17 protein-coding genes are annotated in these 18,174 nt (G+C 59.4%); 7 read left to right on the top strand and 10 right to left on the bottom strand.

Annotation, left to right across the window (positions count from 1 at the left end; all coding sequences use genetic code 11):
• Positions 1 to 118: 118 nt before the first annotated feature.
• Positions 119 to 691 carry a hypothetical protein gene (locus tag ACFSR7_RS14255; protein ID WP_378162560.1) on the bottom strand — a complete coding sequence of 191 codons (573 nt, stop codon included), beginning with the start codon at positions 689 to 691 and terminating at the stop codon, positions 119 to 121.
• Between the two features lie 256 nt (positions 692 to 947).
• On the opposite strand from ACFSR7_RS14255, the gene ilvA reads away from it, so the two are divergent.
• The 5 genes from ilvA (at position 948) to ACFSR7_RS14230 (ending at position 4,715) form a co-directional block, all read left to right on the top strand.
• Positions 948 to 2,180 (top strand): threonine ammonia-lyase IlvA, encoded by a 1,233-nt coding sequence (ilvA, locus tag ACFSR7_RS14250; protein WP_378163052.1) that lies wholly within the window; start codon positions 948 to 950, stop codon positions 2,178 to 2,180.
• A 106-nt stretch (positions 2,181 to 2,286) separates the two neighbouring features.
• Entirely contained in the window at positions 2,287 to 3,480 is a 1,194-nt protein-coding gene (locus ACFSR7_RS14245; protein WP_378162558.1) for an MFS transporter, read from the top strand.
• A gap of 8 nt (positions 3,481 to 3,488) precedes the next feature.
• Positions 3,489 to 4,130, top strand: coding sequence for a TVP38/TMEM64 family protein (locus ACFSR7_RS14240; protein WP_378162556.1), 642 nt, complete (start codon positions 3,489 to 3,491; stop codon positions 4,128 to 4,130).
• A 136-nt stretch (positions 4,131 to 4,266) separates the two neighbouring features.
• Positions 4,267 to 4,410, top strand: a complete 144-nt coding sequence (locus tag ACFSR7_RS14235) for a hypothetical protein (RefSeq protein ID WP_177244180.1) — start codon at positions 4,267 to 4,269, stop codon at positions 4,408 to 4,410.
• Between the two features lie 23 nt (positions 4,411 to 4,433).
• A complete protein-coding gene (locus ACFSR7_RS14230; protein ID WP_378162553.1) occupies positions 4,434 to 4,715 on the top strand; it encodes a transposase in 282 nt (93 codons plus the stop codon).
• A 290-nt stretch (positions 4,716 to 5,005) separates the two neighbouring features.
• On the opposite strand, the gene ACFSR7_RS14225 is transcribed toward ACFSR7_RS14230, so the two are convergent.
• The 5 genes from ACFSR7_RS14225 to ACFSR7_RS14205 all read right to left on the bottom strand — a co-directional run bounded on the left by ACFSR7_RS14225 (position 5,006) and on the right by ACFSR7_RS14205 (position 11,013).
• Positions 5,006 to 6,061, bottom strand: coding sequence for an FUSC family protein (locus tag ACFSR7_RS14225; protein ID WP_378162551.1), 1,056 nt, complete (start codon positions 6,059 to 6,061; stop codon positions 5,006 to 5,008).
• Positions 6,058 to 7,173 (bottom strand): DNA alkylation repair protein, encoded by a 1,116-nt coding sequence (locus ACFSR7_RS14220; RefSeq protein WP_378162550.1) that lies wholly within the window; start codon positions 7,171 to 7,173, stop codon positions 6,058 to 6,060. Before ACFSR7_RS14220 ends, ACFSR7_RS14225 begins: the two co-directional genes overlap by 4 nt.
• Positions 7,174 to 7,200: 27 nt before the next feature.
• The gene (locus tag ACFSR7_RS14215; RefSeq protein WP_378162548.1) at positions 7,201 to 8,142 is read right to left on the bottom strand and encodes a hypothetical protein; all 942 of its coding nucleotides are present in this window, start codon (positions 8,140 to 8,142) and stop codon (positions 7,201 to 7,203) included.
• A 51-nt stretch (positions 8,143 to 8,193) separates the two neighbouring features.
• Entirely contained in the window at positions 8,194 to 9,159 is a 966-nt protein-coding gene (locus ACFSR7_RS14210; protein WP_378162547.1) for a 2-hydroxyacid dehydrogenase, read from the bottom strand.
• A gap of 87 nt (positions 9,160 to 9,246) precedes the next feature.
• A complete protein-coding gene (locus ACFSR7_RS14205; protein WP_378162545.1) occupies positions 9,247 to 11,013 on the bottom strand; it encodes an ATP-binding protein in 1,767 nt (588 codons plus the stop codon).
• Between the two features lie 119 nt (positions 11,014 to 11,132).
• Here ACFSR7_RS14205 and mscL point away from each other — a divergent pair, with 119 nt between their 5' ends.
• The gene (gene mscL / locus ACFSR7_RS14200) at positions 11,133 to 11,618 is read left to right on the top strand and encodes a large conductance mechanosensitive channel protein MscL (RefSeq protein ID WP_378162543.1); all 486 of its coding nucleotides are present in this window, start codon (positions 11,133 to 11,135) and stop codon (positions 11,616 to 11,618) included.
• The gene (locus ACFSR7_RS14195; protein WP_378162541.1) at positions 11,615 to 12,382 is read left to right on the top strand and encodes an NUDIX hydrolase; all 768 of its coding nucleotides are present in this window, start codon (positions 11,615 to 11,617) and stop codon (positions 12,380 to 12,382) included. The genes mscL and ACFSR7_RS14195 overlap by 4 nt, the downstream gene beginning before the upstream one ends.
• A gap of 286 nt (positions 12,383 to 12,668) precedes the next feature.
• Here the strand turns inward: ACFSR7_RS14195 and ACFSR7_RS14190 are convergent, their stop codons facing one another.
• The 4 genes from ACFSR7_RS14190 to ACFSR7_RS14175 form a co-directional block, all read right to left on the bottom strand.
• Positions 12,669 to 13,571, bottom strand: coding sequence for a hypothetical protein (locus ACFSR7_RS14190; RefSeq protein WP_378162539.1), 903 nt, complete (start codon positions 13,569 to 13,571; stop codon positions 12,669 to 12,671).
• A 118-nt stretch (positions 13,572 to 13,689) separates the two neighbouring features.
• Positions 13,690 to 14,772 (bottom strand): AI-2E family transporter, encoded by a 1,083-nt coding sequence (locus tag ACFSR7_RS14185; RefSeq protein WP_378162537.1) that lies wholly within the window; start codon positions 14,770 to 14,772, stop codon positions 13,690 to 13,692.
• A gap of 67 nt (positions 14,773 to 14,839) precedes the next feature.
• Positions 14,840 to 15,601, bottom strand: coding sequence for a DUF1906 domain-containing protein (locus tag ACFSR7_RS14180; RefSeq protein ID WP_378162535.1), 762 nt, complete (start codon positions 15,599 to 15,601; stop codon positions 14,840 to 14,842).
• A gap of 125 nt (positions 15,602 to 15,726) precedes the next feature.
• Positions 15,727 to 18,144, bottom strand: a complete 2,418-nt coding sequence (locus ACFSR7_RS14175) for a glycosyl hydrolase family 28-related protein (protein ID WP_378162533.1) — start codon at positions 18,142 to 18,144, stop codon at positions 15,727 to 15,729.
• Between the last annotated feature and the right edge of the window lie 30 nt (positions 18,145 to 18,174).

Genomic DNA, 18,174 nt, shown 5'->3' with positions numbered 1-18,174 from the left:
GCTTACTAATTCGTATGCGCAGGTTCATTATTTAATACCGCTTATGATCTTGATTATAGCCTGATTCGGCGGCCCGTTCAATCTTGGCCCTATGGCCCGCTTAGGTTCGACGGCCTGTTCAGAGGCCGCCGATCAGCTCGCGAAGCTCGCTTACGGAAGGTGCGCGAAAATCAACCTTCAGCCCGTCCGCGTCCGAAGAAACCTCCTTGATCTTGACGACTTTCGGCAGCTCGCCGCCCAGCGGAATAACGACGTCCTCGAATCCCTTCTTAGGCAGCTTCACGCCCCGGATCGAAGCCTCCTGGACTTCCGCGTTCAGGTTGGGCGATTCCCACTTGAGCCTATATACGATCGTCAGCCCGACGGGAATCCGGTCCTTGATCTTCAAGTTGACGTCCGCCGCCAGCCGGTCGTCCGCAAGCAGGCGGAACCGGGCGCCCGTGATCAGCACGTCAGGGCTGTACATCGGGTTGCTAGCGATAGACGCCTTGGCCAGATTGTTGACGTCGGCTTCGGACAGAATTAGCTCCGTCGACCGCCGCTTGAACATCTCCACTGCCTTGCTCTCGAGATTCACCTGTTCATAAGCGAGATCCAGGCGCTCGGCGGGCTTGATCAATTGATATAAAATGACGCTTCCCACTGCGATGAGCACGACGAGGGTAATGAACGCAAACAGCAGCTTTTTCAACGAAAATCCTCCTCTGGGCGGAACTTAACGCGGACGAAAGCGCACACACTGCGCACGCATTGACTTGCATCACTACTTAAGAGTATAACATTAAGTAATTCAAACGTCGGACAGGGTTCTATCGCCGCGCGGATCTGACGCCCTGCCCGCGCCTCAGCCAGCCGTCCCTTCGGGGGCGGCTTTTCATTTATGATCAGGAAGGAAGATGATGACCTTGTCAGACTCATTACCCCGAAGCGCCCCTGTCTCTATCCGAATGGAGGATATTCTGTTCGCGGCCCATACGCTTCGCGGCGTCGTATCCCCGACCCCGCTCCAGTTCAATCAGCGGCTATCGGCCAGGCACGGCTGCCGGATCCACCTGAAGCGCGAGGACCAGCAGGTCGTGCGCTCCTTCAAGATTCGAGGCGCCTACAACCTGATCTCGGGTCTCTCGGCAGCGGAACGCGAACGCGGCGTCATCTGCGCGAGCGCAGGCAACCACGCGCAGGGCGTCGCCTACTCGTGCGCGGCGCTCGACATTCCGGGCATCATCTACATGCCCGCGACGACGCCTCGCCAGAAGATTGGACAGGTCGAGCTGTTCGGCGGGGATAAAGTCGAGGTCAGGCTCATCGGCGACACGTTCGACGACGCTTATGCCGAAGCCCAGCGGGCGGTGCGCGAGACGGGGATGACCTTCGTGCATCCTTTCGACGACACCCGCATCATCGCAGGCAACGGAACGGTGGGTAAAGAGATCATGGAGGCGTGCAAGGAGCCGGTCGACGTGCTGCTCGTGACGGTCGGGGGCGGCGGGCTCGCCGCGGGCGTCGCATCCTACGTCAAGGCCGTCAGCCCGAATACGCGCATCATCGGCGTCGAGCCCGAAGGCGCGCCGTCGATGATGGTCGCGATGGAACGCGGCGAGGTCGTGCCTCTGGAGGAGATCGACAAGTTCGTGGACGGCGCGGCCGTCAAGCGGGTCGGAGATCTCACATACGCGCTGTGCCGCGACTTGCTGGACGAAGTGATCGTCGTGCCGGAAGGCCGGGTATGCACGACGATTCTCGAGCTTTACAACGAGCATGCGATCGTCGCCGAGCCCGCGGGCGCGCTCACCGTAGCGGCCCTGCCCATGCTGGCGGACCGGCTCGCCGGACTGAGCGTCGTCTGCGTCGTAAGCGGCGGCAACAACGACGTCGACCGGATGCAGGAAATTAAGGAACGCTCGATGATTTACGAAGGCCTCAAGCATTATTTTATGGTCAACTTTCCGCAGCGGTCCGGCGCGCTCAGAGAGTTCCTGGACGACGTGCTCGGGCCGGACGACGACATCGTTCAATTCGAATACACGAAAAAGCATAATAAGGAAAACGGCCCGGCTCTCGTAGGCATCGAGCTCAAGAGCCCTGACGACTACGGCCCTCTGGTCGAGCGCATGAACCATAAAGGGTTCCGGTACGTGGAGCTGAACAAAGATCCGTTGCTGTTCAACCTGCTGATCTGACCGGAATGCGCCGCGACTTTGATCGCATGAAAATTATGGCTATAATGGTGAGGTCATGCATCCCGCCCGCCGCTTGTGCGCCAGAGGGCTTCAAAGGAGAATTCCGTTGAAGACGGCTTCGATCAAATCGCTTTTTACGAAAGAAATATCGCTGCTGGCCATCATCCTGTACCTGGTAGAGTTCGTGCGGGGGGCGGCGCTCATCGGCTTTTTGCCTATCTACGGCAAGGAGACGCTCGGCCTCGACTTGGACGTGATCGGCGCGGCCATTACGGCGCACTACCTGATCGATACGGCGCTTAAGCTGGGGATGGGGTACCTCGTCCACAGATTTCCCGTCAAAAAGATCATTAATATCGGCTTGCTCGCCTCGCTGGCCGGGATGGCGCTGATCGGCTGGGCGGATGTGCCCTGGATCTTCATCTCGGCCGCCGGGCTTTATGGACTTGGCATTTCGCCGATCTGGATTTATTGCCTGACCAAGGTCAAAGAGGAAAGCCGCGGTGCCCAGATGGGCTTCTTGTACATGATCTGGCTCGTCGGCCTCGGCTCCGGCCCGGTCGTCCTCAATCTGGTACTCGAGCACAGCGAAATGGCGAGCTATTGGATCATGGTGCTCGTATCCGCCGGCGCATGGCTGCTCTCTCTGATGATTCCGAAGGAAGCGCATGCCGAAGTGGCAGCCGTACCCTTTCGCAAGCAATTGGCCGTGCTGGGCACGCACCTGAAGGACATGCGCCTGCTGCTGCCCGGCATGATCCTGCAGACGCTGGCGGCAGGCATGCTGCAACCGATCCTGCCCAGCTTCGTAAAAGATCATCTCGGGATGGCTTCCTGGCAGTATACGCTCCTCCTGCTGGCCGGGGGCGGATTCACCGCGCTCGGGTTGATCCCGATGGGCAGGCTGTCGGATCGGCTGGGGAAAAAGTGGTTTTTGGTCATCGGCTTTCTGATGTTCGGCATCGCGCTCTATGGCCTGACGCTCAGCCCCGTGACCATGCTCGCCTTTATCTGGGCCGTTACGCTCGGGTTGTCCTATGCGGCCGTGCTGCCCGCTTGGAACGCGCTGCTGGCGGCTTACGTGCCTCCCGAGCAAAAAGGCCTCGGCTGGGGCGTGCTCTCCGCCGTGGAAGGCGTCGGCGGGCTGCTCGGCCCGATCATCGGCGGCTTCGCGGCCACGGGCTTCGGCGAACCGTCCGTCGTACTAAGCACGGCAGTCATTTTCGCAGTGATCGGCGTTATCTACCTGCTGTTCCCATTCCGCCTGTTCCGCGGGGAGAAGCCCGCACAGCGCATGTGAGGTAATCTATGCTTCAGCTATGGTCCGTCACAATCGCCGCATTCGCCGCCACGCGCTGGCAGGAGTGGATGAACTATCTTAAAGGCATGAGCCTGGACGATATCCAGGCGCTGCTCGACCGCTATTCGGCTCTCGGGCCGCTGCCGGGAATCTTGCTTCCTCTGGCCGAGTCGCTGCTGCCCTTTTTGCCGCTCATCGTCATCGTAGTGGGCAATGCCTTGTCCTACGGACTATGGCTTGGCTTCCTTTATTCCTGGATCGGCGCGAGCTGCGGATCGATCATCGTGTTCATGATCGCCAGGCGCTTCGGTTCGCGATACGGGGAGCGCATCCGCAAGCGCCTGCCCCGCATGGAGCGCCTTTTCTCGTGGGTGGAGCGCAAAGGGTTTACGCCGATTTTCATCTTGTCCTGCCTGCCCTTTTCGCCGTCCGCCGTCGTTAATATCGCATCTGGCATCTCCAAGATTCCGACGCATACGTTTGTCACCGCCATCATTATGGGCAAGGCCGTGATGATCTTCACGCTCTGCTTTCTCGGCCACGATCTGAACGCGCTCGTCCACCAGCCCTGGCGCCTGCTCGTTGCTGCCGCGATCCTGGCTGTGCTGTGGTTTGTAGGCAAAAGGCTTGAAGGCCGGTATGTGGGCTGATCATCAGAACCCATCCGCCACAGTCTTCGGTCGGTTTGCCGCCGCCGATGCGAGAGCGAGCCCTGCTGGCATAATGCCGCCGCGCGCGTGGCAACCTATCCGGGAGTCGACGATATCACCGGAAGGAGGGATCGCCATGTCCGGCGAACAACCGTCAGGCGCTCAGATCGAGGCCAGAAAAGCGCAGTCCAAAGCCGACAGAACGGGCTCCGGCAAAGACGCGGCCAGCCGCCTCCAATCCGAATCCGACCACTCCGCCATGCGCAAGCACGGCAAGTAATTCTAGCGAGGCGGTGACTTCAGATGAGCGATAATAACGAAATGCTGCCGTTATCCGGCGAAATGGTCGAATCCGACGGCATTTACCGCGACGAGTGGGGGCGCGAGCTGAAGCTCGAACGCGGGGACGAATTCCCGTCCGATCCGATGATCGGCAGCACGGAATGGGAATGGGTCGAGGCGGTCTACGACAACCACCACGACGGCGAAACCGACCCGCGCCTGGTTCCCAAGGAAAAGGACATCAACAAGCAGGAAAAAATCGAACACCCGCGCAGGCAAGTGGACCGGGGCTCTAAAGGCTAAATATGAAAATCGGCGATCGTTCCCGGAGTCGGGCGGCGATCGCCGATTTTTTAGTGGGGGGCACATTTATCGACACCTTCACAAGTGTCTTGAGGGCGACGTTAGTGCCTTTTGGCGCTTATCGACACCTTTCCAGCGCCTACGACCGGCGTTAGTGCCTATTTGCACTTTACTGGCGCCACGGATAACACGACTGCGTTATTCCACAACATAGCGTCCCCCACGAGCAACCTTTCGCACCGAGTTACACGGTTTTTCCGTGTAACTAACTACACTAGCCAAATGTGCCATTACAGCCCTAGCAGCCGTTCCGGGTCCTCGGGCGCGCCGTCTCGCCGCTCCAGCAAATGCTCGATCAGCTTGTCGAGCCGGCGCAGTCGCTCCTCGTAGGCGTAGATCGCCGACGCCACGACGGCCAGGCGCGTCTTGTCCGCGCGCTCCATATCCGACGAGCATGCGATACTCTCCAGCAGCTCGGACGATTCGGGCGGCGGCGCGGCGGCCGAGGCGCCCGGTTTCAGCAGCCCGTCCCATTTCCACATCAGATGCTCGTGGTAAGCGCACAACGACTCGATATGGCCGTCGATCTCGCGCCGCCACGTCCCGTCCGCAGCCGCGGCAAAATAATGCACCTCCACCGCCTCGATCAGTGTAACGCCTCGCTCCAGCGCGCTCAGCATGCCCTGATACACGACCAGCAGGCGGGCGCGGTCCGCCCGGGACGCCTTGCGTACGACCCGCTCCTCGGCGTATAGATCATAGGCGTCCTCGAGCTTGCGAAGCTGCCCCTTCAACCCCGAGAGCTCCCGGTTGAACACGTTCTCGCGGAGCTCGTTGGACACGGCCGTCCGCAGCAACAGCGACAGCTGCGTCTGCGACTTTTTCATCTGGGCGACGAACCGGCCGCGATGGCGCGGCGGGGCGATCGCAATGTTGACGACAAAGGCCGTGACGATGCCTGTCAACAGCGCCGCCAGCCTGTCCATGACCAGCGGCCAGCCGAGACCGTGCGCCTCCATCAGCACGACGACGGTCACAACGGTGAGCCCGATCGTCTCTTCCGCCCGAAGGCGGATGCAGAGCAGAATCATCAGAACGCTGACGATGCCGATGGACAGCGGGCTGCTGCCGACCAGCCATACCGCGGCGATCGCCGCCGCGGCGCCCAGCACGTTGCTCTGCAGCTGCTGGAGCACCTGCACCCAGCTGCGATAGATCGAAGGCTGGATCATCACGACCGAGGCAATCGCCGCGATGAGCGGCAGCTTAAGACCCATCAGACTGCCGATCCATAGCGCGATCGCGACGGCGAGTCCCGTCTTGAATACGCGAGCTCCGATCGTCAAGGCGCGACCTCCTTTGCAGCCTCCAACACTACGGCGGTCTTGGCGATTTCTTTGCCGTTGAGGACCAGCGCGAGCGTATGCGTGCCCGGATAATGACGTCTTGTGGACAAGTCCTTAAAGGAGAGCTTCCGCGTCCCTTCGATCGTGCCGCCGCCTGCAACCTCGCGCTCCGCCAGCCTGAACAGCTTGCGGTAGCCGCTCCCCTCGGCGCTGCGCGGGTAGGTCACCGCCAGCTCGAGCCTGAGCTTGCGCGATTCCGCTTCAAGCAGCGGCAGTTCCACCGCATAGGCGACCATAACGGCGTCTCCGATCGCCGCCGCTTCCGGCGTGACGGACCATGTCCGCGCAACCGCCTCCGGCGCGGGCAGCAAGCCGAATAGACGCATCGCGTCTTCGTCGGCCCGGCTCCGGATCAATCCCCGGCAGGCATGACGCAGCAGGGCGTCCGTCTGCGGGTCGGCACCGTGCCAGCGAGTCGCCAGCTCCATCACCAGTCCCGGATGGTCCTTGGAGATGTCGTTCAGGTTGTTGGCGACGCTGCGCCGCACGTACTCGGACGGGTCGGCCTTGAGTGCCTCCAGAATAGGCAGGATCGGCGACGGATCCCGCTTGAACGCCGGCAGCGCGTCCGCCCACGGAAGACGCGGTCGGCAGCCTTCGCTGGCAAGCCTGCGCACGTGCTCGTCGGGATCTGCGCTCCACGTCAGCATCTGCGCCATCATGCGCGCCGGATCTTGCTTGATGAACGGGCGCACGGCAAATTCGGCGGAAGACGACCCCGTGAACAGCGCGAGCGCGCGCACGGACCTGTCCCAGTGGGATCGTCCGAACACCTCTACGAAGTCGGGGAAAAACAAATAAGGAAAGCCGCGGCACTCGCCGGCTATCCCCTCTAAAATATCGAGCGCGCGCTCGTAGTCCTCCGGCAGCACGGCACCCAGCGACAGGGAGATCCGGCGCATGCGGCCCTTAAGGGCGAGCGCCTCCCATCCTTCCGCAAGCACGAGGCCAACGAAGCGATCCGTATCGAACGGTTGCCACGCACGGGCGACCCGAGCGCCGAATTCTCTCAACAAAACGTCATCGTACATATTTTTAAGCGGCTCCGCCACGATAAAACTCCTCCTATATCCGGCGTATCAATCGCGCATGTCCCGCCGAATCGAAGTTTTATTATACCATGCGGACAGCCGACCGGTCAGCACGGACAGGAACGCCGATACGAACGCCGCCATCGCGGCCGTCTCCAGACACTCCTCGATCGTCTGCAGCAGCCGCTCGCTGTCTTTGCCCAAGCTGCGGATGTCGATCGTGTCCAGCGAGACGGCACAGAAGGCTACGACCAGTCCTGCCGCGAAAAACACGCGCGCCGCAACGCCTCTGCCGAGCAAGCGCCAAAGCGCCCATACCGCCGCCAGCCCGCATGCCGCGTACAACGGAATAAGCCAGTCTCCCGCTTCCATCCACGGCAGCAGACGGATGCCCGTCTGCTTCAAGTAGCGGTCCCGCAGCCGCTCGTGCAGCGCAAACCGCTCATCCAGCGCCAGCCAGGCGAAGGCCGCCGCCGTGATCGTCCAGCCCCATGCGGCATTTCTCGCGATCCAGCCCGACAGTCCGCGGCCGCGCGCCGCCGATCGCTTGTCGGCGAGCTGCTCCACGCGTCCTTTCCGCCTGCTCCAAGGTGCGCCCGGCGCCGATCTCTCCGCCCCATTTGCTCCCGGCGCCGATCTCTCCGTCCCATTTGCTCCCGGCGCCGTCTCCACCGCTTCTCCGCTTGGCCCGCCGGGCGGCACCGAGCTCCCTTTTTCAAGCGAAGCCACGCATGCATTAAGCGCCGCCAGCGCCGCGGCCAGCACGAGCAGCACGCTCTCCAGCCAAGCCTGCGGCGTCGTCTCCGCGGCGACGTATATCCAATATCGCGGCCAGCCCGCGGCGAGCATACCGACCGTGAACAGCAGGACGACAAGCCATAGCGCCGCCAGCAGCCGCTTCCCCGCGGATGGCAGTCGCGCAGCTCCCGCCAAGGCGCCCGTATCGCCCGAAACGCCCGTTTTGCCCGCCCCTCTCTCAGACTTGCGCATGCACCGGGCCTCCTCCTCAGGTTGATTTCCCGCAGTATCCTGCGCCTGCTCTTACACCAGATTCAGCGGCTCCCCGGTCGCGAGCCCGCAAATATGGTCTACCCAAGTCTCGTAACCCCGTTCCAGCACTTCGACCGAGTACCAGGCTGTATGCCCGGTCTGCAGCAGTCGGCCCTCGACGATCTGTCTGGCCGCGCGCTCGTCCTTGTCCGCGATCGGGAACAGATCGTCGACCGCGTAGCCGCGCAGGCGGCCTTCCTCGATAGCGTGCACGACTGCATAGGGATCGACCAGCGCGCAGCGCGATACGTTGATCAGCGTCGCGCCGTTCTTGATGCGCGCAAGCTCCGCTTCGCCGAAGGCAGCCGGTCCTTGCCACTTCGCAGGCATATGTAAGCTCACGATATCGCTCGAGGCGAGCAGCTCGTCGAGGCCGACCAGGCGCACGCCCGCCGCGCTTCTCTCGCGAGGGTCGCATGCGAGCACGCGCATCCCGAAGGCTGCGGCCAGCTCCGCCACGCGCGAGCCGATCCGGCCGAGCCCGACGATGCCCAGCGTCTTGCCGCGCAGCTCGAATCCGAGCACGCTCGTGCCGGGAGGCACGCGGCCGCGCACGCGATCCTGGCTCAGATGGATACGCCTGGACATCGTCAGCATCAGGCCGAGCGCATGCTCGGCTACCGAATCCGACGAATACTCGGGCAAGTGGCTGAGCGCGATGCCGCGTTCATGAAGCCAGGCGGTATCGATATAATCTACGCCTGTCGCAAAAACGGCGATTCCTCGGAGCTTCGGCAAGCGGGACAGCCAGGAACCGTCGATCGAGGGGACGGACCTGGGCGTCAGCCCGCATACGTCCGCATCCTTCAGCAGGTCGACGAGGTCGTCGGGCGGGATCGGCTTTTCCTCGGTCAGGAACCGGACATCCGCGATCCGCTCCATCCGCGCGGCCTGGGCTTCCGTAAAAGTGCTTCTTCCTCTAGCCGTTATAACGACGGCCTTCAAACGGTCGAACATGATCCCTGCCTCCTTTAAGCTCAATTGGATCTCCCTAGTTTTAACCCAAATCATTCCTCCTCGAAATTCGCTTCGTATGCGCCGGCTTCAGCCGGTCTTGACGGGCGCGTTCTCCGGATAACGGAACGGCAGCAGGATCTCGAACGTCGTGCCGCTTCCCAGCTGGCTGTATACTTGAATCTTGCCCTGGTGATTGTCCACGATCTTGTAGCTGACCATCAGGCCGAGCCCCGTGCCTTTATCCTTGGTCGTGTAGAACGGCTGCCCCATCTTGGCGAGCTGGCTGTCCTCAATGCCCGGCCCCTCGTCCATGATGCGGATGCGCACCGAATTGTCGAAGCGTTTCATATGGACGCGGATCGCACCGCCGTCGGTCATCGCTTCGATCGCGTTTTTGATGACGTTGATGAAAACCTGCTTGATCTGGCTCTCGACGCCGTAGATCCAGAGCGGATCCGGACCGAAGTCGCTCTCGATCTGGATGCTGTGCAGGATCGCCTGCGTCTCAAGCAGCGTGACGGTCTCGCGCATGACGTGCCGGATATCGTGGTAGGACAGCTCGTACACCTGAGGCTTGGACAGCATGAGCATCTCGCTGACAATATTCTCGATGCGGGTGAGCTCCGACTTCATGATGTCAAAATACGTGCCGTTGTTTTTTCTCCCCGATGAGAGCAGTTGGAGAAAGCCCTTGAGCGAGGTCAGCGGATTGCGGATCTCATGGGCGATGCCGGCGGCCAGCTGGCCCGCTACGTACAGCTTCTCCGAGTTGATCAGCAGCTCCTCGTTCTTTTTGCGCTCGGAAATGTCGCGGATGATGATCTGTAGGGCGGGCTCGTTCTCGATCGAGGTCATCAGCTCCACGATCTCCGTATTGAGCGTCCGGCCTTTGAGCGTGATCCATTCCTGCTCGAGCGGGCCGCTGTTGCCGGTCATGGCGAGATTTTGCATGCGCTCCCTCACCCTGTCGTGATCCTCGGGCAGCAGATAAGCAAAGATAGAAGATCCCAGCAGCTCTTCCGGCTCGGCCGCATCGAACATGCGCAGTCCCGCTTCGTTCACGAACACCCATTTATCCTTTTTGAAAATGGCAATCGTGTCCAGCGAGTTTTCGACGAGCAGCTTGTACCGTTCATCCATATGATTCATGCGCTTGTCGATATACCAGGTGAACAGCGTTGAAGTCAAAATCAGGAGCATGCCGATGCCGATAATGACCGACAGCCGGTAAATGTCCTCCTGCAGCCGTTCCGCTGAAGCATATAGGGCGCCGTCCCGGTATTGCAGCAGCAGCGCTTGCTTGGAGATCTGGCTCTCGATGAAAACGGCTATGCCGAGCGTCAGGCTCGCCAGCCACTTGTTACGCTCCCCAGGCCACTCCGAGAGGCGAAGCGCCGCGTAGATTCCGCTGAACAGCAGAAGAATGCCGAGCACGACATACACCGTCGCCGTCCGGATCTCCGATACGTCCTCTCCCAATTCGCCGAAGTAGCTCATGAAGGTGACGCTGAAGGCCAGAATGAAGCTGCCGGCGGCCAGCCGGTAACGGATCGTGTTCTGGAAGGCAAGCATGACAAAAGCCATCGAACTGAAAAAAATCGTGAACAGCAGCGATACGACGGCCGCCCACGTGAACACGATCGTCTGGTCCCATGCCAGCGTAGTGAGAAATTGCTTGACCCACATCCCGATGCCGAATACAAAAGCCCCGCCCGATAGCCAGAATACGCGGAAATGATTGTCTTTGCGTTGGAGATTGCCTGTGAAGTTGAACATGGTGTAGGATGCGATTATGCTGATAATCAGCGCCAACAGCAGAAGACCGATCTTCCAGGACGTCTCGGAATCGTACATCATGTGATCCCCCGCAGTCGAAGATGTGATGGAGTTGTGAATGCCTTGGTGATACAGTTCGACAAGTTTTAAGAAAATCCTACTTTTTCCAACTTAAAAAAATGGAGGTTTTGCATGAAATGTTAAGAAAAATGGCAGGAGAATTCAAGACATTTGCCATGCGCGGCAATGTCATCGATCTCGCGGTCGGCGTCATCATCGGCGGCGCGTTCGGACAGATCGTCAGCTCGCTCGTCAACGACATCGTTATGCCGCCGATCGGGCGGCTGCTGGGGGGCGTGGATTTTAAGGATTTGTTTTGGCGGATCGGGGATTACAAGGAAACTCCCGCTAATGTGCACTCGTTGGAAGCCGTTCGCGCCGCCGGCGCTCCGGTCATCGCTTACGGGCAATTCATTAACATCATCATCAATTTTCTCATCATCGCCTTCTGCGTATTCATGCTGGTGAAGGTCATCAACAAGCTGACGGAGGGCCGCAAAAAGGACGAGCCGCTCGCCGAGCCGACTTCAAAGGAATGCCCTTACTGCCTGTCCGTCGTGCCGATCAAGGCGGTGCGCTGCGCGCATTGCACGTCGGAGCTCGAGGCGACGGCAAGCGCATGAGCGGCGAAAAACCTTTGCGCGCGGACGAGCTTGGGAACGCCATAGAGCAAGTAAGGGGCGGGGAGACGGGACTGGACGCCGAGAGCGTGCGGGCTGAAGAGAGCGTGCGGGCTGAAGAGAGCGTGCGGGCTGAAGAACGGTTCGATATCTACGATGAGCTGGACCGACCGGTCGGTACGGCGACCCGCTCGGAGGCGCATGCGCGCGGGCTGTGGCACCATACGTTCCACTGCTGGCTCGCACGCCGCGGCGAGGACGGCAGGGCTCGCGTGCTGTTCCAGCGGCGCAGCCGGGACAAGGATACGAATCCCGACCGCTTCGACATCACGGCGGCCGGGCATCTGTCCGCCGGGGAGACGGCGCGCGACGCGGTTCGAGAGCTGGAGGAAGAGCTCGGGCTGCGCGTCTCGCTCGAGGACCTGACGCCGCTCGGTACATTCCGCGAGGAGGACGAAGGCTTCGCGCAAGGCGTAAGATACGTCGACCGCGAGGTCAGCCAGGTGTACGGCTACATCGCGGACCGCGGGCCCGAGACGTTCCGGCTGCAGCGGGAGGAGTTGGCCGGACTGTACGAGGCGGACGCGGCGGCGCTGCTCGCGCTGATGCGCGGCGAGACCGAGACGGTCACTGCGGGCGGCGCCGAGTTGGACGCGAACGGCGTGCTGGTGCCTGTGTCCGATGTCCCGGTGAGACTCTCCGACTTCGTGAAGCGGGACACGGCTTATTACACTCGCGTGATTGAAGCGCTGATGAGACTAGCGTAGCAGGGAATACGGGACGAGGCGGCCGTTTTTTTTAAGGAAGCTATTAGTTCCAGTTGGGACTACTTCAAGTCCTCGGGCAGCGTGGCTCAGTAAGAAAATTCCAGATGGGACTACTTCAGGCTTTCTTGCGGCATTACTGCACAGATTGTCCCACCGAGGACTACTTCTAGCCATCGGGCTGCGGAGCAAGCTCAAATAAGTCCTAACTGTGACTATTCAAGTCACGCTGCCCCTCCAAAAAAAAGAGCATCCCCGGAACCGACTCGTTCCGGGGATGCTCTTTTTTTCATGCTAAAGACCGCTTGATTTCCTGCCAGTTCAGCTTGCCTGCGCTCAGCTTGCCTTCCCACCATTTACCGTCGGCCAGGCTGTAATACAGCACCTCGCTACGTCCGTCCCCGTCCGTATCCCATACGCGAAGGAAACGGGCATCAGGCTGCTTACCGAGCACGCCGCCCTCACCGACGAGCTGCCAGTTCAGGCGAAGCGCTCGCTGCGATATGGCTGACGAAGTCGTCCACGACGTTTTCCCGCCATCCGACGTTACTCCACCTGCAGCTCCGGCGCTAGCAGCCGCCCTATCGACCGGCACGCGGCCGAGCCACCAGCGTCCGCTCTCCGGCACATACCGGAGCGCTTCCTCCGTCTCGTCCGAGTTGGCCCGAGCGCTGTCTTCCGCTGCGAAGCGCCCGCCCCATTCCAGCATGCCTTGGTTGACGCGGCCCGCCGATTCCCAGTTGCGATACCAGCCGTCGATCATGCCGTGGATGTTGTAAAACACCGTGTTGCGCGGGGCGACGTCGAAGTCGTTGATATCGGGCTCCCCATACAAATCCGCCGCCGTCTCGTGGATGCAGCCGTGAAGGCCCGAGCCTTCGATGAACAATCCCAGCTCGTCTGCCGTCCGAAACGACTGCGGCTGCATAATGATCCTCGCCTCTGCGGACCGGTCGTAGCACGGCGCCCGCCTGATCTCTTCGGGCACGCGCTGCCAGGGCGCGACCAGGGACTTATCGTAGTTTTGCCGGCCGTACCAGTCCAGCGCCCTGCGGATGAAGCCGCGATGGAATTGAAGAAACTCCGCGCCGTAGCCCGGACGCAGCTGCGACGGATCGTCCACGTGATGCGTATGGTGCCAATTCATATGTTCTTCCAGCAGATCCTCCGGAAAGTTCGCTATCGTCGGCATAACCGTCTCGCCTCCCTCTGCCCGCAGCCGAAACGGCCAGGGCATTCGCCTTGTTGCAGTCATTGTATGCGAGGGACTGGGCTTAAGGTGAATCCGGGCGTGCGAGACGCGTCGAGCCTCATTCGATAATCTCGATTTTCCGAAGACGATAGATCTGGTAGAGATGCGTCACGATCACCTTCAACACCGCATAACCCGGCACCGCGAGGAACATCCCGAGGAGTCCGAAAAGACTGCCCACGATGAGAAGCACGATGATGATGGTGAGCGGATGGATGTCGAGCTTCTTGCCCATGATCTGCGGCGACAGCAGCCGGTCCTCGATCTGCTGCGCGATGACGATGACGACGATCGTCCAGACGACCTTCCACGGCGAATCGATGAACGCGACGATGATGCTCGGCACCGAACCGATCAGCACGCCGACATACGGGATGACATTGAGGAACGTAAAGACAATGGCGAGCAGCAGCGCGTATTTGAGTCCGATGATGAGGTAACCGGTCAACATCATGATGCCAAGACCGATGCTCACCAGGATCTTGCCTTGTATGTAGGCGCTGAGCGCCTTATCCATTTCCAGCATGATCGATTTGGCTTGCTCGTCGTGCCTGTCGGGCACGATCTTCACGATATAATCCGGCACCTTGTAGCCCGTCTTGAGCATGTAGTAGGCGATAAAAGGAACCGTCGAGAGCAGCAGCACGAACTGCGAGATCCAGCCCATGATCTTGTTGAAGGCGTTGCCCGTGTTGGAAATGACGCCGTTCACCAAATCCGGGATGCGGGAGGTCAGATCGAACTTCGGATCGTTGAGATACTTGGTCGCCCACTCGTTTTGCTGGAGCTTGTTGACCTGATCCTGCGCCAACTGGACGAGCTGCGGCACGCTGTCGATGAGACTGTCGATCTGATCGCGGATGATCGGGCCTACCAGCATGATGAAAAACGTGAACAATGCCGCCAGCGCCAAATACACGATCGCGATCGCCATCGGCTTGGTGAGCCCCCTTTTTTCCAGCAAACCGACGACCGGTCGCAGCAAGTAGTACATGATCGCGGACAGCAGCATCGGCAGCAGCAGCACTTCGAGCACCGTGACGAGCGGGTTAAAAATAAATTTGACCTTGGAAGCCAGGAAGATGATCACCAGCACGACAATGATGCCGTAGCCGATCCTGAAGTACTTGCCTTGAGGCATGCAGCCCACCGACCTTTAGAAAGTTATAATAAGATATAACCTTCGTCGGCCGGCGGGAAACTCCTTCTTACTCGGTCGGCATGCCGGCCGCTTTGCGAATCTCGTTGGCCAGTCGGTTGAATTCCGCCTTATCCGCCTTTGTCGTCGCCGTGAACCATGCAGCGGACAGGAACTTGATAATTTTTTCCGCGTCCTCGGGCTTCATCGTGATCTCCTCCTCGTCGGGCTCGGGCTTCTTGCCCGGATTCGTGTCCCACCAGCCCTCGTTGCCGTAGGACTCGTTCAGGTCCAGCGCGATGCCGGATACGGTCGTGTCGATCTTGTATTGGTAAATGTTCGCTTTAGCGCTGCGTTTGCCCCGGCTCCACGCGTACGTCTGCCAGAAATGCGCGCACGCGCCGCGCTTCGCCATCTCCTCGATGACCGCATACGAGCCGTAGACGCCCGTCTCGTAGCCCGTCGCCTGCTTGGCGGCGGCCTTCAGGTAGGCCTCGATGGCGTCAAAATCCTTGGACTGTGCGTCATAATCCACGGCGAAGTAAATCACGGTGCCCTTCGGCTGCCCGACGGCGAGCGCCTCCGCGTAGGCGGCGGCTCCGTCGTTGCGCCCCGCGTCCGCCCCGCTCGCAGCGCGGTTCGCCGTCGTCTCGTACACCGAGACGATCCGCATGCCCGCCGCCGTGATCAGCTTCGCCTCGTCCGCGGTCATCCGCTTCCAGGCGTACGACGACGGCACCAGGTAACGCGCGGCAAACGCGTACCCGGCAGCCGCAAGCGTCTTGGCCTGCGCGGACGTGACGGGCGTCGCTTTGTCGATGCCTTTGGCCATGGGGGTGGCTCCTTTCTTGTATTTCTAAAAGAATGTGAGAGAAGTGATGGGATCGTACAGGTTGTATTTTATTCGAGGGCCGGAACGGGAGGCACGGCCCTTGTCTTACATATAGTTGGAGAGGTTTAAACAGGTTCCACCACAATGCTGTTCCACTTCGCCGACAGCAGCGTAGGAGCGCCGCTCTTATTTAAAATCAAACCTGCGTTTTGACCGGCTCCGATACCTGCATATTCCGAGCTGCTCATCAAATGATCGATTGCGATGTTCCCGTTCAAGTAAATCAAAACGCGCTTGCCTTTGCATACGACTTTAAGCTCGTAGTACGTATCGTTCGCAAAATCGTAACGATAAGTTTGAGGCGTAGCAAAGACGCCTGCAATGCGCTTATTCAGCTTCAAGGTAGTCGCGTCGAAAGAGATCCAAAAATGGTTGTTGGCATCGATCCGCTTAAAGGTTAAGCCCGCCATGCGTAAGCCGCCTGTCAATTGCCCCTTTACCTTGGCGGAAATCGCAAAATCGGGCTCGGCGATGGTCAGCGTAGCGGCATGGCCGTCGGTATCCGACGTATTGGTAGCCTCATTGCTGACGATGGCCCACGCGCCGGTTGTCGACCATGTACCTCCAACATTTGCGCTGCCGAGCGCAGAAGCATCCGGACGGATAAACGTATCGTAGGCGAAGCCTGCAAACTGAGTGGAGATCGCTCCTGCATCATCTACCGAAAATTTAAAAGGAACATTCTTGGGAGACCGTGCCACTGGCTCCTTGTAACCGTTCAACCGGCCAATATAGTTGTCTGCCGCAATTTCTTCCTTCGTTTGAATACCTTTCTCGAAATAATGCTTGTCCGAGGGAGAGAACGGCGATACTTCGTCATAGGTAACCATGGCGCCGCAAAAGAAAGTCGGGGCGGTCGCAGGAAGATCCGAGACCGACAGTTGAATGTATTGGCCGTCCGATGTGCGGCTGCCTCTGCCCACCGACTGAATCCACTTCGTGTAGGCGCCGCCCAAAGCATAAGGATAAATCACTTCGTTTGCTGCTGCCCCGCCTGAGATTCGAGCCGAGTATGCGCTGTTTGTGGCCCCGCCTTGAATAAAAATACTGTAAGCTACGTCCCGATTGGGATCCAGTTGAACCGGACCTTGATCGACTAGACCGGTCGTGCCGCGGAATTTAATTTTTAAATTAGGCTTGTCCACTCCGTTAGGCGTAATCTTGAATACGGAAGGGTTTTCCCCGACCATTTGTTTCATTTCGGGCGACAAAGGAACGGGAAGGGTCGAGAGATCCTGAACTTGCTCGATGGTGGCGCCCGTGCCGGCAACTCTCCAATTTCGGATATCGCTCACATTCTGAAGTAAATTTATTCCAGGCGGACTAAATAAACGTTGCTGACGTTGGTCGAGCGTCGTTTTCAAATCGAGGTTTTTATATACGTCGTCGTTTTTGGCATTAATCGTTGCCTGGCTCAAGTTAATGCCTTTCAGATTGGCACTCGCCTGCAGTTGATGAATATAGGCGGAACCGATGGCACCGGCTGCTCCCGACTTTACCAAGGCGGCGCTTCCCGCATCCATCCGTACGTTGGCTCCGATACGTCCCAGGTATGCAGCGTATTTTTGCTTTTCAGCAAGCGGCTTAAGCGTATCGGGCAACGCGAAAAACCAGCCCGCGGAGCCGTTTTGGATGGGAGAAGACCACGAAAATCCAAAGCCGTTGATGTCCAATCCGTTCGAAGAGGCATTATTGAGCAATTTAATAGCGGCTTCCCCAATTACCTCGAACTGCAGGAAGTCGAACTCTCCACTGAGGCCCACAGGATCCGTTCGAACGCCGCCGTCATCAATGCATTGGTAAATACCGTAAGGACTGAAGCCCGTATGCACGTTCCAGAAGGCTCCGCCAAGCCCGCTATTGCCCGAGGTACCGATCAAAATACCGCAGAATGTGCCGTTGATGTTGCCGCGCTCGAACGTGTAGTCGTAATTGTTCGTCTTGACATACACGCCGGCAAGCCCGCTCCATGTGCAGTCGCGGGAAGTAATGTGACCGACATTGTTATTAAGCAGGAGGCCGACTTTAATATTGCGGGTTCTCACATTCTGGAAAATCGCAGTCGAGCCCCCATACACGCCAATCGCTGCGGGTCCCGTTGCAAACATTTCGTAACGATCCTGATCGAACCATGTCTTATCGACCCAGTTAGCCAGGTTAACCAGGCTGTAGGCCGTCGGCCCCCATACCATGATATCGCGCACAACTGCGTCGGTACCTCCCACGCGGAGACATGGCATCAGGTCCGTTGGATTTACCGGAAAGAAATTGATTGTCGTACCGCCGGACCCGCTGTCTACATAGGGAGCGTCGCCCCTGAACGATCGGCAGTTGACATCGAGCGTGTCCGTAATGACGTATGTGCCGGACGGGATGTACAAATTATGCTTCTTATCGCAAGCAAGCAAAGCTGTTTTAAAGGCGTTTGTGCTGTCCGTTGCACCGGTTGGATCCGCTCCGTAGTCAAGTACGTTAAATTCCATTTTCATTTCCTCCATTCAGAATAGTTTAAT

Origin of the sequence: Cohnella sp. GCM10020058 (assembly GCF_042683485.1) — a bacterium.
Lineage (GTDB): Bacteria > Bacillota > Bacilli > Paenibacillales > Paenibacillaceae > Cohnella.
Note: the sequence above shows the minus strand (reverse complement) of the source record. Positions and strands in the feature narration are given on the sequence as shown.